Source organism: Mesorhizobium sp. WSM4976, from assembly GCF_029625685.1.
Lineage (GTDB): Bacteria > Pseudomonadota > Alphaproteobacteria > Rhizobiales > Rhizobiaceae > Mesorhizobium.
Genome location: NZ_JARTVT010000013.1, coordinates 57,683 through 73,092, shown reverse-complemented (window position 1 = coordinate 73,092; position 15,410 = coordinate 57,683). Strand labels below are relative to the sequence as shown.

12 protein-coding genes and 1 pseudogene are annotated in these 15,410 nt (G+C 63.4%); 5 read left to right on the top strand and 8 right to left on the bottom strand.

Annotated features, from left to right (window positions below):
• Window positions 1-135: 135 nt before the first annotated feature.
• A complete protein-coding gene (locus tag P9272_RS17400; protein ID WP_278161461.1) occupies window positions 136-2,094 on the bottom strand; it encodes an acetoacetate--CoA ligase in 1,959 nt (652 codons plus the stop codon).
• A gap of 264 nt (window positions 2,095-2,358) precedes the next feature.
• Here P9272_RS17400 and P9272_RS17395 point away from each other — a divergent pair, with 264 nt between their 5' ends.
• The gene (locus P9272_RS17395; RefSeq protein WP_278161460.1) at window positions 2,359-4,239 is read left to right on the top strand and encodes an AsmA family protein; all 1,881 of its coding nucleotides are present in this window, start codon (window positions 2,359-2,361) and stop codon (window positions 4,237-4,239) included.
• Window positions 4,240-4,271: 32 nt separating this feature from the next.
• Here the strand turns inward: P9272_RS17395 and P9272_RS17390 are convergent, their stop codons facing one another.
• The 6 genes from P9272_RS17390 to P9272_RS17365 form a co-directional block, all read right to left on the bottom strand.
• Entirely contained in the window at window positions 4,272-5,090 is an 819-nt protein-coding gene (locus tag P9272_RS17390) for an ABC transporter permease subunit (protein ID WP_041008830.1), read from the bottom strand.
• Entirely contained in the window at window positions 5,087-6,049 is a 963-nt protein-coding gene (locus P9272_RS17385) for an ABC transporter permease subunit (protein WP_128256769.1), read from the bottom strand. Before P9272_RS17385 ends, P9272_RS17390 begins: the two co-directional genes overlap by 4 nt.
• A gap of 9 nt (window positions 6,050-6,058) precedes the next feature.
• A complete protein-coding gene (locus tag P9272_RS17380) occupies window positions 6,059-7,198 on the bottom strand; it encodes an ABC transporter ATP-binding protein (protein ID WP_278161459.1) in 1,140 nt (379 codons plus the stop codon).
• A 79-nt stretch (window positions 7,199-7,277) separates the two neighbouring features.
• Complete coding sequence (locus P9272_RS17375) at window positions 7,278-8,375, bottom strand: polyamine ABC transporter substrate-binding protein (RefSeq protein ID WP_128256771.1); 1,098 nt, start codon at window positions 8,373-8,375, stop codon at window positions 7,278-7,280.
• A gap of 446 nt (window positions 8,376-8,821) precedes the next feature.
• Entirely contained in the window at window positions 8,822-9,766 is a 945-nt protein-coding gene (locus tag P9272_RS17370; RefSeq protein ID WP_278161458.1) for a DMT family transporter, read from the bottom strand.
• A gap of 137 nt (window positions 9,767-9,903) precedes the next feature.
• Window positions 9,904-11,346, bottom strand: a complete 1,443-nt coding sequence (locus tag P9272_RS17365) for a short-chain fatty acyl-CoA regulator family protein (RefSeq protein ID WP_278161457.1) — start codon at window positions 11,344-11,346, stop codon at window positions 9,904-9,906.
• A 250-nt stretch (window positions 11,347-11,596) separates the two neighbouring features.
• Here P9272_RS17365 and aceA point away from each other — a divergent pair, with 250 nt between their 5' ends.
• From aceA to P9272_RS17350, 3 genes are all read left to right on the top strand, one after another.
• Entirely contained in the window at window positions 11,597-12,886 is a 1,290-nt protein-coding gene (aceA, locus tag P9272_RS17360; protein WP_128256774.1) for an isocitrate lyase, read from the top strand.
• Between the two features lie 50 nt (window positions 12,887-12,936).
• Window positions 12,937-13,179, top strand: a complete 243-nt coding sequence (locus P9272_RS17355; RefSeq protein ID WP_042640947.1) for a hypothetical protein — start codon at window positions 12,937-12,939, stop codon at window positions 13,177-13,179.
• A 226-nt stretch (window positions 13,180-13,405) separates the two neighbouring features.
• On the top strand, window positions 13,406-13,852 hold the full coding sequence (locus P9272_RS17350; RefSeq protein WP_128256775.1) for a response regulator: 447 nt from the start codon (window positions 13,406-13,408) through the stop codon (window positions 13,850-13,852).
• A 9-nt stretch (window positions 13,853-13,861) separates the two neighbouring features.
• Here the strand turns inward: P9272_RS17350 and P9272_RS17345 are convergent, their stop codons facing one another.
• The gene (locus P9272_RS17345; RefSeq protein WP_278161455.1) at window positions 13,862-14,584 is read right to left on the bottom strand and encodes an HAD family hydrolase; all 723 of its coding nucleotides are present in this window, start codon (window positions 14,582-14,584) and stop codon (window positions 13,862-13,864) included.
• Between the two features lie 130 nt (window positions 14,585-14,714).
• On the opposite strand from P9272_RS17345, the pseudogene P9272_RS17340 reads away from it, so the two are divergent.
• Window positions 14,715-15,410: pseudogene (locus tag P9272_RS17340) on the top strand (hypothetical protein); the annotation flags it as partial.

Genomic DNA, 15,410 nt, shown 5'->3' with positions numbered 1-15,410 from the left:
TCCCTCAAGTTACACGCGACTATCGAGGTCGTCCCTTAACAAGTCCTTACCGGACTGCGGAAAAATTTACGAATGTGTACCACCCGTGAAATCTAGGTAAATTCGCTGTACCGATTTCGTTAACCATCCCATCCGTCAGCCCGCTAGCTGCGGCAGGTCGCGGAACAGTTCCAGCGCTTCCGGGTTTGCAAGCGCTTCCTTGTTCTTCACGGCCCGGCCGTGAACCACGTCGCGCACCGCAAGTTCGGTGATCTTGCCGGATTTCGTGCGCGGGATGTCGGTGACGGCGACGATCCTGGCCGGCACGTGACGCGGGCTGGCGCCGGAGCGGATCCTGGCGCGGATGCGCTTTTCCAAATCCTCGCTGAGGCTCACGTCGGCTGCCAGCCGCACGAACAGCACGACGCGCACGTCATTGTCGAAGTCCTGGCCGATGCAGAGCGCCTCAAGGATCTCCGGCATCTGCTCGACCTGGTTATAGATCTCGGCCGTGCCGATCCTGACGCCGCCCGGATTGAGCGTTGCGTCCGAGCGGCCGTGGATAATCATGCCGCCATGGGACGTCCATTCGGCGAAGTCGCCATGGCACCAGACATTGTCGAAACGCTCGAAATAGGCCGCGTGATACTTCTTCCCCTCCGGGTCGTTCCAGAAGCCGATCGGCATCGACGGGAAGGCCTTGGCGCAGACAAGCTCGCCCTTCTCCTGCCGGATCGGCTTGCCGTCATCATCCCACACGTCGACCGCCAGGCCGAGACCAGGTCCCTGGATTTCCCCGGTCCAGACCGGCTCGGTCGGCACGCCGAGCACGAAGCAGGACACGATGTCGGTGCCGCCCGAGATCGAGGCCAGATGCACGTCCTTCTTGATGCTGTCATAGACGAAGCGGAAATCCTCTGGCGACAGCGGCGAGCCTGTGGAGGAGATAGTGCGCACGCTCGACAGATCGTGGCTCGCGATCGGCTTCAGACCGGCCTTGCGAACGGAATCGATGAACTTGGCCGAGGTGCCGAAGTAGGTCATCTGCTCGGCATCGGCGAAATCGAACAGCACATTGCCGTCAGGGTAGAAAGGCGAACCGTCATAAAGCAAAAGCGTAGCGCCCGAGGCGAGGCCCGAGACCAGCCAATTCCACATCATCCAGCCGCAGGTGGTGAAATAGAACAGGCGATCGCCGTCGAGCAGGCCGGCATGCAGGCGATGCTCCTTCACGTGCTGGACCAGCGTGCCGCCGGCCGAGTGCACGATGCATTTCGGGATGCCGGTCGTGCCCGAGGAGAACAGGATGTAGAGCGGATGCGCGAAGGGTAGCCGCTCGAAGCTGACCTTCCTGGCAGCAAAGGGCGAGAGCGCCTCTTCGAGCGCGGCCGCCTTGTCGATTGTGGCGGCGACGTCCTGAGAGGTGCCGAGATAATCGACGATCAGCACCTTACGGACGCTCGCGAGTTTCTCGGCCACGGCGCGGACCTTGTCGGCCACCTCGATCGCCTTGCCGTTGTACCAATAGCCGTCCGGCGCGATGAAGACGACCGGTTCGATCTGGCCGAAGCGGTCGAGCACGCCCTGCTCGCCGAAATCGGGAGAGCATGACGACCAGACCGCGCCGATAGAGCTTGCCGCCAGCATCGCCGCGATCGTTTCGGGCATATTCGGCATCATGGCGGCGATGCGGTCGCCGGCCTTGACACCAAGCGATAGGAAAAGCTGCTGCAGCCGCGAGGTCAGCGCATGGAGCTCGTTCCAGGAGAGCCTGCGCTCGACCTTGTCCTCGCCGCGAAAGACGATGGCCGGACCGTTGCCGGTTTTCTGCAAAAGGTTCTCGGCGAAGTTGAGCCTGGCGTCGGGGAAGAAGCTGGCGCCGGGCATGCGCTCGCCGTCGACAAGGTTCCGCTCACCCTTTTCGCCGACAAGATTGCAGAAATCCCAGACCAGGCTCCAGAAGGCGCCTCGATCCTCGACCGACCAGCGGTGAAGTTCCGCGTAGCTTGAGAAAGCCTCCCCGGCTTTTGCTGCCGCGGCTTTCATGAACGCGGTTAACGGCACCGCATCGATCCGCTCCTGCGTCGGGGTCCACAAAGGTGTGTCGGCGGCCATGATCGCTCCTCCCAAAGTGCGTCGCGTTCGAGCCAGTTAAGCTCAACATCGCCTATGCCATCGTCCCAAAAACGGCGCGCAACCGTGGACCAGGGTCGTGTGGTTCGCTTATGCATACTGCAGCGCAGCAGAGCAAGATTTTGTTCGGCTGGTGCAGGACCGGCGCCAGGCAAATGCCATCGCATGGCCATAAAGACTTGAAAAGCGTCGGCGCTCGGTTACACCCGTCGGGCGATTTGTCGGCAACGAAGCATACGGGGCGAAATGCCATCATCTCTGATCCGGCGCGGGGTGTGGGCGATCGGCGTTGCCGTGCTCGTCATCGCGCTCGCGGTCGCGGCACTGCCGCTGATTGCCTCGACCCGCATCGTGCGCGACCGCATCGCTTGGGAATTGAGCGCATGGAGCGGCTTCAGGGTCACGATCGACGGCTCGCCGCGCATCGAGGTTTGGCCGAAATTCCGGGCCATCCTCAGCGACGTGACCCTGTCGCAATGGACTGAGACCGACGCGCCACCGGTGGTCGAGGCCGATCGCGTGGAAGTCAATCTCTCGGCCATGGCAGCCTTGCAGGGCGACGTCGCCTTCTCTACCGCAAGGCTGGTGCGCCCGACGATCAGGGTGCAGCGCATGGCGAGCGGCTTCTATCTGCCACCGCTTCCGAGCGGGGGGCGCATCACGCGCTCGATCGATACCGCGCGCGGTGTGGTCACCGCCAACCCGCAGAAGCCCGACCTAGGCAGATTGCCGTCCGATCCGTTCGGCACCGTCGAGTTCCGCGATGGCCGTGTCGTGACCACGACCGACGGCAAGGACACCGAGATCCTCAGCAGCCTGAGCGGCCAGGTGAATTGGGAAGCGATGAACAGCGATGCATCGGTGACCGCAGCCGGGATCTGGCGCGGCGAACCCGTGCAGCTCGATTTCTCCTCGGCGAAACCGCTGGTGCTGTTTGCCGGGGGCGCCGCCCCGGTCACCCTCTCCTTCAAGGCCGCGCCAGCGACCTTCTCCTTCGACGGAACAGCCTCAATGTCGGACAATGCCTATCTGGATGGCCAAGCCAAGTTCGCCGCGCCGTCGCTGCGGCGCGTTCTGGAGTGGTCCCAGGCCGGCCTCGCGCCGGGCGCCGCGATCGGTGCGGTCTCGGTCACCAGCAAGGTGAACGCCTCGGCGGGCCGCGCGAAATTCGAGAACACGACCGTCACGCTGAACAACAATCCGGGCATGGGGGCGCTGGATTTCTCCTTCGCCGAAGGGCGCCCGGTGATTGCCGGCACGCTCGCCTTCGACACGTTGGATCTGAGATCTTTCCTGTCGGCCTTCACGCCCGTCGCGCCCACCGGCGAGGCCGGCCCCGGCGACATCGACACCAGCTTCGCCGACCGCATCAATCTCGACCTCAGGCTGTCGGCGGCGCATGCCATGGCGGGACCGGTGCAGCTCGCCGATGTCGCGGCGACCGCGCAAGTCAAGAACGGCCTTGCTGTCTTCGACATCTCCGACGCGTCAGCCTTCAACGGCAATATCCAGAGCAGCCTGCGCTTCGACCGCAAGCCGGAGGGCACGCAGGTGGAGCTGCGACTGCTGGCGTCGGATGTGGATACGGGAGCCTTTGCCAAGGCGGCGGGAATGACACGCCTCACGCCCGCCGGCACCGGCACGGTGTCGGTCATCCTCAAGGGACCGGGCAAGGCCTGGAACTCCATCTTCGAGAATGCCGACGGATCGTTCTCGGCGACTTTTGGGCCCGGCACGCTCAACGGGCTCGACCTGCCGGCCTTCCTCAAGCGCAACCAGCAAGGCGGCTTCTTCGCGCTCGACGACGTCGCCAATGGTTCGCTGCCTATCGACGGCGCCGAGATCAAGGCAAGCATCTCGAAGGGCGTGGCGCGCCTCGACAAGGCCGAGATCAATGCGCAGAAATACAAGATCTGGCTGTCGGGCATCGCCTCCTATGCCGGGCGCGGGCTGGCGCTCTCGGGGGGCGTTGTGCCGAACGGACAGCCGGCGCAGCAGCCCCAGCAGGCCAACGGCCAGGCGGCCAGTCCGCCTCCCGCCCCGCCGAACCAGTCGCTGTTCTTCGTCGGCGGCAACTGGAGCGCGCCGTTCATTTCGCCGATCGCTCCCGGCATCTCGGGCCAGTAGATTTGGGGGCGCAAAGGCCCCCGCTTCTTGATTCAACCGCGCTGCGCGGCCTGCTCGTCGAGTTGGCGCTGGATCTCGCGACGCTTGTTGGCGATCGAGGCGATGATGACGCCGATCGCCACGACCGCGATCAGGATGGTGCAGGCGGCGTTGATTTCCGGCGTCACGCCGAGGCGCACCTGGCTGTAGATCTTCATGGGCAGCGTCGTCGCGCCGGGACCCGAGGTGAAGCTCGCGATGACCAGGTCGTCGAGCGAGAGCGTGAAAGCCAGCATCCAGCCGGAGATGATCGCCGGCAGGATGACCGGCAAGGTGATCTGGAAGAAGGTCTTCACCGGCGGCGCGCCGAGATCCATCGCCGCCTCCTCGAGCGAGCGATCGAACGAGACCAGCCGCGACTGCACGACGACGGCGACGAAGCACATGGTGAAGGTGATGTGCGCGAGCGTGACCGTGAAGAAGCCGCGGTCGAGCCCGACGGCGACGAAGAGCAAGAGCAGCGAGAGGCCCGTGATGACCTCCGGCATGACCAGCGGCGCGAAAACCATGCCCGAGAACAGCACTCTCCCCCTGAAGCGCGTGTAACGTGTCAGCGTGATGGCGGCGAGCGTGCCGAGCACAGTCGCCACCGTCGCCGAGATGACGCCGACGCGCGCCGTCACCCAGGTGGCGTCCATCAGGCCCTGATTGTGGAACAGCGACACGTACCATTTGGTCGAGAAGCCGCCCCAGACGGTGACGAGCTTCGATTCGTTGAAGGAAAAGACGATCAGAAGCACGATCGGCAGATAGAGGAAGGCAAAGCCCAGCACGATCGAAGTGATGTTGAAGCGGCTCCAGGTCGAGTTCATCTGCCCTGCTCCTGTGCCTTTGCCTGCGCCTGCTGAAAGAACATGATCGGGATGGTCAGCACCAGAAGCAGGATGACGGCCACCGCCGAGGAGACCGGCCAATCGCGGTTGGAGAAGAATTCGTTCCAGAGCGTCTTGCCGATCATCAGCGTCTGCGAGCCGCCGAGAAGGTCAGGGATGACGAACTCGCCGACGGCCGGGATGAACACCAGCAGGCAGCCGGCGACGACACCGGGCAGCGACAGCGGGAAGGTGATCTTCCAGAAGGCGCCGATCGGCGGGCAGCCGAGATCCTCCGCGGCCTCGACCAGCGAATAATCCATCTTCTCAAGCGACGAATAGAGCGGCAGCACCATGAACGGCAGGTAGGAATAGACGATGCCGATGAAGATCGCCGTGTAAGTGTTCAAGATCACCAGCGGCTGGCTGATGATGTGCAGCGACATCAGCAACTGATTGAGCAACCCTTCGGGCTTGAGGATGCCGATCCAGGCATAGACGCGGATCAGGAAGGAGGTCCAGAAGGGCAGGATCACCAGCATCAGCAAGGTCGGACGGATCGTCGCCGGCGCCCGCGCCATGCCGTAGGCGATCGGATACCCGACGATCAGGGTAAGTATCGTCGATATCGCCGCGATGATCAGGCTCGTCACGTAGGCGTTGAAATAGAGCGCATCCTGGGTGAGCCAGGTGTAGTTGTCGAAGTTGAGCTCGCGGAAGCCGGCGAAGAATCCCGAGATGCCGTCGCTGAAGTCGAGCACCGGCGTATAGGGTGGCATCGAGATCGCCGTCTGCGACAGCGAGATCTTGAAGACGATGATGAAGGGAATGAGGAAGAAGAACAGCAGCCAGAGATAGGGAATGATGATGACGAGGCGGCTGACGAAGCCCTTCGCCAGCCTCGCCGGCAGTGTTGTGGTTTCCGTCAATGGGGCGGCAGTCGCTGCGATATCGGTCATCTCAGCCTCCTACCTGGTCAACACGACGCCGGCATCGGGCCGAAAGGAGACCCAGGCGCGGTCGTTCCAGGTGAGCGGATCCTCGGTCACACGCGAGGCGTTCAGCGCGCTCGCCCGCACGATCTGCCCGTCATCGAGCTTGATGTGATAGACGGTCATGTCGCCGAGATAGGCGACGTCATAGACCTCGCCTTCCAGCGCATTGACGGCATTAGCGGGCTTTTTCGAGGAGACCTTGATCTTTTCCGGCCGGATCGCGAAGACGATGTCGGAGCCGGCAGCGGCCTTGCCGCCATTGTCGACGACGATCTGGGCGCCGGTCGTGCCGGTGATACGCGTCGCATCTGCCGTGTGCTCGGCAACCTTGCCCTCGAACATGTTCACGTTGCCGACGAAATGCGCCACGAAACGCGAGGTCGGCGCCTCGTAGATCTCGGCGGGCGTCGCGACCTGCATGACTTCGCCCTTGTCCATGATGGCGATGCGGTCGGCCATGGTCATGGCTTCTTCCTGGTCATGTGTGACGACGACGAAGGTGAGGCCGAGCTCCTGCTGCAGGTCCATCAGCTCGAACTGCGTTTCCTCGCGGAGCTTCTTGTCGAGCGCGCCGAGCGGTTCGTCGAGCAGCAGGACCTTGGGCCGCTTGGCGACCGAGCGCGCAAGCGCAACGCGCTGGCGCTGACCGCCCGAGAGCTGATGCGGCTTGCGCTTGGCGAACTGCTCGAGCTTGACCAGCTTCAGCATCTCGGCGACGCGCTTTTCGATATCGGGTCCCGGCATGCCTTCCTGCTTGAGGCCGAAGGCGATATTCTTCTCCACCGTCATATGCGGGAACAGCGCGTAGGACTGGAACATCATGTTGACCGGGCGCTTGTAGGGGGGGATGCCGCGCAGATCCTGCCCGTCAAGCAGGATGCGGCCCGCCGTCGGTTCCTCGAAGCCGGCGAGCATCCTGAGCAGGGTCGACTTGCCGCAGCCGGAAGCGCCGAGCAGAGCGAAGAATTCACGCTCGAAGATGGTCAGCGACAGATTGTTGACGGCGGTGAAGTCACCGAACTTCTTGGTGACCTTGTCGAACTGGATATATGGCTTGGCGTTCGGGTCGTTCCATGGCGCGAAATCCCTGCGGATGCTGCCAAGCGATTTCATGATCCCCCCTCCGTTACTTTTTTGATTCCCCAAAAGAAAGTGACCCCGGCAGTTGGCTGCCGGGGTCGTGTCGCAATGCTTACTGACCGGTGACGATCTTGGTCCAGGTGCGCGTGATGACGCGCTGTGTCTTTGGATCATATGGCTTAACGGTATAGAGCTTCTTGATTGTCTCGGCATCTGGATAGACCGAAGTATCTTCCAGGATCGCCTTGTCGATGAACTGCTGCGAAGCCTTGTTGCCGTTGGCGTAGAGCACGTAGTTCGACGACTTGGCGATGACTTCGGGAGTCATCATGTAGTTGATGAACTCGAGCGCTTCGGCGACATGCGGCGCGTCCGCGGGGATCGCCATCTGGTCGAACCACATCTGCGCGCCTTCCTTCGGTACCGAATAGCCGATCTCGACGCCCTGCTTGGCTTCCTGGGCGCGGTTGCGCGCCTGGAAGACGTCGCCCGACCAGCCGATCGCCAGGCAGATATCGCCATTGGCCAAGGCGTTGATGTATTCGGACGAATGAAACTTGCGGATGTAGGGGCGGACCTTGAGCAACGCTTCCTCAGCCTTGGCAATATCATCCGGCGAGGTGCTGTTGGGATCGAGGCCAAGATATTTCAGCGCCGCCGGAATGATGTCGGCGGGAGAATCCAGCACATAGACGCCGCAATCCTTCAGCTTGGCCAGCTTGTCCGGATTGAAGAAAACATCCCAGCTGTCGATCTTGTCGGTGCCGAGCGCGGCCGTCACCTTCTTGACGTTATAGCCGAGGCCGACCGTGCCCCACATGTAGTTGACCGAATATTCGTTGCCCGGATCGTATTTGCCGGTGCGTTCGGAGATGACGTCCCACATGTTCGAGATGTTCGGCAGCTTCGACTTGTCGAGCTTCTGGAACACGCCCGCCTGGATCTGGCGCGCAAGGAAATTGGCGCTCGGCACGACGACGTCATAGCCGCTGCCGCCGGCCAGCAGCTTCGTCTCCAGGATCTCGTTGGAATCGAAGGTGTCGTAGACGACCTTGATGCCGGTCTTCTTGGTGAAGTCGTCGATGATCGAGCTATCGATATAGTCCGACCAGTTGTAGACGTTGACGACGCGGTCTTCGGCGTGGCCGCCTGCTGTGAAAAGCGTCAGAAATACCGATGTCGCCGAAAGCCATAGAGCTTTACGGATCATGATGTTCTCCTTTGGTGAGTGTTCCCTTGCCGGCCCGTCGCGATAGGAGCGCGGGGCGGCGTTGGTTTCAGATTATTGAGCGTTCCGGGGGGCAACAAGCGCGACCCGTCGGCGCTGCGCCGGACCGCCGGTCGGTAGTCAAAGACCTCCGGCAGCCTGCCCTTGTAAGGTGTCCGGGCAGCGTCAGCGGCGTTCGCCGTGGCGTGGGCAGAGATACGACGATGTGATCCGGCCTTAGTCAGGCCGGCAGAGACACTTGGCAAGATACGCCTGTCTTGTTGTTGCCGTGATCGCAGCCTGCCCGGCCGGCAGCGGGGTTGTCAATGGGGAAGGCTGCCTAAAGCGCGCCGCGCTGAGAGGGATTCAGGCGACGGCTTTAGGTCTTTGTTTTGATGCATGTCGTTCTCCCAAAACCGCTGCGCACGTTTGGGCGACATGCACTAACGTCAATTGGGTGACGGCAGACCGGTGATGCCGGGACGCGCGGGCCGCGCCTGGCGTTTGAACTCCAGGCCGATATGGACGAGCAGCGCCGTGACCACGACGGCGCCGCCGATGATGGTGCGCACCGATGGCACCTCGGAATGGACGAGCCAGACCCAGATCGGCCCGAGGATCGGCTCGAAGGTGCCGAGCAGCGCCGCGATCGCCGCCGGCACCAGCCGCGCGCCCATGGCGAAGAAGGCGAGGCCAACGCCAAGGTTGATGACGCCAAAGGCGAAGAGAAAACCCATGTCGCGCGCGGACACCGCAAATTCCGTGGCCCGGGCGGCGGCAAAGATACCGGCAAGCAGCGCACCGAGACAGGTGGCCGGCACCATGCGCACATGGGAGAAGCGCCGGGTGATCACGGTCGCGAACGAAAACATCACCGCGATCAGCAGCGCCAGGCCGTCGCCGATCGGCGAGACGGCGCCGCCCAGGGATTCAGAGACCATGATGGCGACGCCGGCGATGACCGCGGCGATGGCAATCCAGGTGGCCTGGCTCACGCGCTCGCGAAACAAAAGCCAGGCAAGCAAGGCAGCCAAAAGTGGCACCCCGGCTTGCATCAGGAGGATGTTTGCAACCGTCGTATAGGCGAGCGCGACGATAAAGCTGGTCGAGGCCGTGGCAAAGCAGAAGGCCACGCCGAGACCAGGCATGCCCATATCGCGGAACAGCCTCAACGTGCCCCGCCAGCCGTCGCGCCAGACCATGAAGGCGACGAGGAAGGCCACGGCCCAGGCAGAACGCCAGAACACGACGGTCCAGCTGTCGTCGACATGGATGAAGCGGGCGATGGTGCCGCCGAAACTCCACATCAGCGCCGAAAGGAAGACCAGCAGCATTCCGATCCGCTCCTCGCGCGGCGAGACGGCAGGCAAGGGCGGCGAGGCGGTATCGGTCATGGCAGATGGCTGTCAGCGAGTTGGGTTCGACACGATGCACCAAGGACGACAAGAAACTGAGTCTCAATCGCGTAGCGCAAAGGCGTGAAACCGGCGTGATCCAGCGTCCGGCGACGCTTGGGGCACATCCGCCGCCGTCATCCCTGGAAATCGAAGGCGCTGAGGCCCGTCACCATCTCGTCGAGACCGAGCGGGCGCGTCACCGGTGGCTCGGCGCGGGCAAGGCAGCCGACGCGTTCGCAAAGCCGGCAGGCGGGACCTACCGGCGTGGCGAAACCCTGGCCGGGCTTGCCGGTGGCTCCGGCCGGCAGCGCGGCACCATAGACGATCTCTTCGCGGAAGCCGATATCGCAGCCAAGCAGGAGCGCAGTGCGGCGCGGTCGTTCGGAGAAGGCGCCTTGCGGGCCCTCCAACGTGCGGGCGATGCACAGGAACTCGGCGCCGTCGGGCATCTCCACCGCCTCGACCAGGACCTGGCCGGGCTGCGAGAAGGCCGCATGGATGGGAAGCTTGGGGCAGCCGCCGCCGAAGCGGCTTTGCGGATAGCCCCGGCTGCCGGCCTTGCGGAAGCGGTTACCGGCATTGTCGACTTCCAGCATGAAGAACGGCACGCCCGCCGCGCCCTGTCGCTGCAGCATGGTCAGACGGTTGGCCGCCTGTTCGAAAGAGACGCCGAAGCGGGAACGCAAGACATCGACATCATAGCGCGCGCGAACGGCGGCGGCGTGAAAGGCCTGATAGGGCATCATCAACGCATGCGCGGCATAGCGGCCGAGCTCGAAGCGGGCGAGCCGGCGCGCCTCGTCGGTGCCGAGCTTCAGCCCCTGTATCTCGCCCGCGACGGCCACCGACATGCGCATCAGGCTCGCCTCCATGGCGACCTCACGCAGCTGATCGAAGGGCGACAGACGCTCCGACAGGAACAGGCGCTGCGAATGGCGGTCGTAGCGGCGGCGCCAGTTGGGCATGGTGGCGACCGGCAGCACCTTGACGACGATGCCGTGCTCGCGCCTCAACCAGGCCTTGAGCGCGCCGAACAGATCGTCGCCGGGCTCGAGGACCGATGTGAAAGCCTCCGCCTCCTCCTCCAGCGCAGCAAAGTGGTTCGGCCGGCGCTCGAACACTTCGTGTACTTCGTCGGCGGGCAGGCGCGCGCCCGACAGCGCGGTCGCCCGACCCTCCTTCGCCAGGAGCTCGTTGAGGTCGGACAGACGCTCTGCCTGCTCGCGATAGGCGCGAAAGAGCTTCACCATCGCCGCCGAGGCATTGGGCGCCGTTTCGGCGAGATCGATCAGCTCCTGATCGCCAGGCAGCTCGCCGGCAAGAAGAGGATCGCTGAACGCTTCGCGCAAGGCCGCGATCGAGCCTTTTGTCTCTCCCTGCAATTCATGCGGATCGACCTTGTAGACGGAGGCCAGCTTGAGGATGAGCTGCACCGTAAGCGGCCGCTGGTTGCGCTCGATGAGGTTGAGGTAGGAGGGCGAGATGCCCAGTCCCTCGGCCATTGCCGTCTGGGTCAACCCTCTAGCGTTGCGCAGCCGGCGCAGTCTCGGCCCGGCAAAGATCTTCTGGTCGGCCATCCCTTCCACTCTTGACAAGAATTTACACGCGCGTCGGAGCCGATGTTCACCTTGCAGATTTTACAATCATGACAAATTTACAGAGCCTGCCTGTCAATGGCAACACAGCTTTTCCTCTATTTTTGGCGCTGCATGCCGGTTTCTCTGGTGTATTTCGCGCTGCAATGTAAACGATGTCACACGCAGACGTCGCGGGACATGCCTTTGCGATGCGGCGCTGAAGCAGTTTTCAAACGATCCGGAGTGACCAATGACCGATTTTTACAACCTCGTCCCCTCCGCACAGGAAGGCCGTTTCGACGGCATCGAGCGCCCCTATTCGCCAGAGGATGTGAAGCGGCTGCGCGGCTCCGTGCAAATCCGCCAGACACTGGCCGAGATGGGCGCGAACAGGCTGTGGAGGCTGATCCACGAGGAGGATTTCGTCAATGCGCTGGGCGCGATGTCCGGCAACCAGGCCATGCAGCAGGTTCGCGCCGGGCTGAAGGCGATCTATCTCTCGGGCTGGCAGGTGGCCGCGGACGCCAACACCGCTTCGGCCATGTATCCGGACCAGTCGCTTTATCCGGCCAATGCGGCACCGGAACTCGTCAAGCGCATCAACCGCACCCTGCAGCGCGCGGACCAGATCGAGACATCCGAAGGCAACGGGCTTTCGGTCGAGACGTGGTTCGCTCCGATCGTCGCCGACGCCGAAGCCGGCTTCGGCGGCCCGCTCAACGCCTTTGAGATCATGAAGGCCTTCATCGAGGCAGGTGCCGCCGGCGTCCACTATGAGGACCAGCTGGCGTCGGAAAAGAAGTGCGGCCATCTCGGCGGCAAGGTGCTGATCCCGACCGCGGCGCATATTCGCAACCTAAACGCGGCGCGCCTGGCGGCCGACGTGATGGGAACGCCGACACTGGTCGTGGCACGCACGGACGCGGAAGCGGCGAAGCTCTTGACCTCGGATATCGACGAGCGCGACCGGCCTTTCGTCGACTACGACGCCGGCCGCACCGTCGAGGGCTTCTACAATGTGAGGAACGGCATCGAGCCTTGCATCGCGCGCGCCGTGGCCTACGCGCCCCACGCCGACCTGATCTGGTGCGAAACCTCGAAGCCGGATTTGGCGCAGGCCAGGAAGTTCGCGGAAGGCGTGCACAAGCATCATCCGGGCAAGCTGCTCGCCTACAATTGCTCGCCGTCGTTCAACTGGAAGAAGAACCTCGACGACGCAACCATCGCGAAGTTCCAGAGGGAGCTTGGCGCGATGGGCTACAAGTTCCAGTTCATCACGCTGGCTGGCTTCCACCAGCTGAACTTCGGCATGTTCGAGTTGGCGCGCGGCTACAAGGACCGCCAGATGGCGGCCTATTCGGAACTGCAGCAGGCCGAGTTCGCGGCGGAAGCCAACGGCTACACCGCGACCAAGCACCAGCGCGAGGTCGGCACCGGCTATTTTGACGCCGTCTCGATGGCGATCACCGGCGGCCAGTCTTCGACCACCGCCATGCATGAATCGACCGAGCACGCCCAGTTCAGGCCGGCGGCCGAGTAACGGACAACCAGAGGAACGCCCGCAGGGCATCTACATCGAGGAGAAGACCAATGGCATCGATAAGCCGCGTCAAGGAAAGGGCGGAAGAGCAATCGAGCGCGATGAGCGTCGACCAGCAGGCGACGATCCGCATGCTCGCCAACGATCTGCACAGGCTCAACCAGTCGGTCATGAAGGCCGTCGAGGCCGGCGTCTCGGTGGAGCTGGTGCGCTCGGCCAGGCACCATGGCGGCGACGGCAACTGGGGTGACCTGCTGATCCCCGTGATCGTCACCCATCAGAGTCATACCTGACGTTACGTCAACAAGTCTCGGCGAATGTCTCCCGCGCGTTATACGTTCGGGAGACTATTGCGTTTTTTCAACTTGCCTGCGCCGCCAAGATATACCACTTGCTGCGAATACCAGAATTCCTTGCTATATTTTCGACATCGGCCGTTTCAGCTTGACACAGGCGATGATCTCAACCAATTGTGCATCAGGTTTCAACCCTGCATTGAACCGGAGTGCCCGCCCGCCGATGTGCCCCGCCGATCGCAACGATTCCAAAAGACACCTGACACCGGCAGCCCGCGCCGGCGCGATGGCGGCGGACTTCTCCAAGGTACTCGTCGTCGGAAAATCGTCAATCAACCGGGTCGTGGTGTCGAAAATCGTCGAGAAATCGGGACTGAAGCCGATCTCGGAACCGCCCGAGGCTGCCGAGAAGACGCTGGCAGGACATTTGCCCGGCGCGGTCATCCTCGACGGCGGCCCCGACAACAGGGATTGCGACCGGCTGATGTCGGCCATCGACGCGTTGCGGCGCGTCTCCGGCAAGCCGCTGCCCGCGGTTATCCTGCTCTCAACCAGGAATGGCACACCTGAGAGCCTTGGCCTGTCGAGCCTGGTCGATGCGGTGGTAGCCAAGCCAATCACGCCCGAGAGGCTGCAACCGGTGGTCGATCGCCTGACAGGGCGCGGCTAGGTAGCGCGTTCAACCGGCCTTTGCGATAGCCTCGACAAGACTTGGCAACTCGCCGAGATCGGCAATCTGGCGGAAACGCGGAGCCTCGACAGGCGCCTCGGCATGTTCGACCGCCCAGGTCAGTTCGTGCGGCACATGAATGCCCCAACCGCCGGCCTCGATGGCGGGAACCACGTCCGACTTGAGGGAATTGCCAACCATCATGCTGCTCTGCGGACCACGGCCATGGCGGCTGAAGATGCGGGCATAGGTGGCGGCGCTCTTGTCGCTGACGATCTCGACGGCGTCGAAGAGATCACCCATTCCCGACTGCGCAAGCTTGCGCTCCTGATCGAAGAGGTCGCCTTTGGTGATCAGGACCAGATGGTAGGAGCCCGCCAGCTTCTCGACCGTCTCGCGCGCATGCGGCAGGGGCTCGATCGGGTGGTTGAGCATCTCGCGGCCGGCAGCCAGGATCTCGCCGATGATCGAACCAGGCACCTCACCGCCGGTGATCTCGACCGCAGTCTCGATCATCGACAGGGTGAAGCCCTTGATGCCGAAGCCGTAAAGGGCGAGGTTGCGCCTTTCCGCCTCGAGCAGTCTTGCCGCGATATGCTCATGGTCGCCGTGCTCCGCCAGCATTGCGGCAAAGCGCTTCTCGGTCATGCGGAAGAACTGCTCGTTCTGCCACAGGGTGTCATCGGCATCGAATCCGATTGTGGTCAAATGAGAGTTGGGACCGTTCTTCATGACGGCCGGTGTACCTGCTGTTGCGGCGCGCCGCTAGCCTGAAGAGGGATGCCAGCTTGTCCCGCCTCCCCTTCCCTTCCCCCGCGGCGCACGGCTATAGTCCGAAATCCGCAACACAATCTGGTGAATGATGCCGCCTGAGAAAAAGGAAGTCCGTCCGTCAAGCCGGGGGGGACGCGCCCGCACGCCTGCCTTCTTGAAAAACGAACGCGGTGTAAAGAACTGGAAGGAGGCCAGCGCCTGGCTCGAATGGCGCGGCATCGAGGATATTGAATGCATCACGCCGGACCAGGCCGGCGTCGCGCGCGGCAAGATGATGCCGTCGAAGAAATTCACCTCCAACACCTCGCTGGCGCTGCCGTCGGCCGTGTTCATGACGACGATCTCGGGCGGCTATCCGGAGGACGGCAACGGCTTCCATTATCCCGAGGATGACGGCGACCTGAAGCTGCTTCCCGATCTTTCGACGCTGACCGTCGTGCCGTGGGAAGAAGACCCGACGGCGGCGGTGATCTGCGACCTCGTACACCAGGACGGCCGATCTGTGGAGTTCACGCCGCGCAACGTGCTGAAGCGGGTGCTTGCCGCCTATGACGAGCGCGGGCTGAAGCCGGTGGTGGCGCCTGAGATCGAATTCTACCTGGTGCGCAAGAACCCGGATCCGGACTATCCGCTGACGCCGCCCGTCGGACGCTCGGGGCGGCCGATCGGCGGCGGGGGGGGGGGGGGGGGGGGGGGGGGGGAAGTGGGGGGGGGGGGGGGGGGGGGGGGGGGGTGGTGGTGGGGGGGGGGGGGGCGCCCCGGGGGGCGGGGGGGGGGGGGGGGG

What these genes read in the sequence shown, in the direction of transcription:
- P9272_RS17400 (WP_278161461.1), bottom strand. Translation starts at nt 2,094, where the DNA reads ATGGCCGCCGACACACCTTTGTGGACCCCGACGCAGGAGCGGATCGAT.
- P9272_RS17395 (WP_278161460.1), top strand. Translation starts at nt 2,359, where the DNA reads ATGCCATCATCTCTGATCCGGCGCGGGGTGTGGGCGATCGGCGTTGCC.
- P9272_RS17390 (WP_041008830.1), bottom strand. Translation starts at nt 5,090, where the DNA reads ATGAACTCGACCTGGAGCCGCTTCAACATCACTTCGATCGTGCTGGGC.
- P9272_RS17385 (WP_128256769.1), bottom strand. Translation starts at nt 6,049, where the DNA reads ATGACCGATATCGCAGCGACTGCCGCCCCATTGACGGAAACCACAACA.
- P9272_RS17380 (WP_278161459.1), bottom strand. Translation starts at nt 7,198, where the DNA reads ATGAAATCGCTTGGCAGCATCCGCAGGGATTTCGCGCCATGGAACGAC.
- P9272_RS17375 (WP_128256771.1), bottom strand. Translation starts at nt 8,375, where the DNA reads ATGATCCGTAAAGCTCTATGGCTTTCGGCGACATCGGTATTTCTGACG.
- P9272_RS17370 (WP_278161458.1), bottom strand. Translation starts at nt 9,766, where the DNA reads ATGACCGATACCGCCTCGCCGCCCTTGCCTGCCGTCTCGCCGCGCGAG.
- P9272_RS17365 (WP_278161457.1), bottom strand. Translation starts at nt 11,346, where the DNA reads ATGGCCGACCAGAAGATCTTTGCCGGGCCGAGACTGCGCCGGCTGCGC.
- aceA (WP_128256774.1), top strand. Translation starts at nt 11,597, where the DNA reads ATGACCGATTTTTACAACCTCGTCCCCTCCGCACAGGAAGGCCGTTTC.
- P9272_RS17355 (WP_042640947.1), top strand. Translation starts at nt 12,937, where the DNA reads ATGGCATCGATAAGCCGCGTCAAGGAAAGGGCGGAAGAGCAATCGAGC.
- P9272_RS17350 (WP_128256775.1), top strand. Translation starts at nt 13,406, where the DNA reads ATGTGCCCCGCCGATCGCAACGATTCCAAAAGACACCTGACACCGGCA.
- P9272_RS17345 (WP_278161455.1), bottom strand. Translation starts at nt 14,584, where the DNA reads ATGAAGAACGGTCCCAACTCTCATTTGACCACAATCGGATTCGATGCC.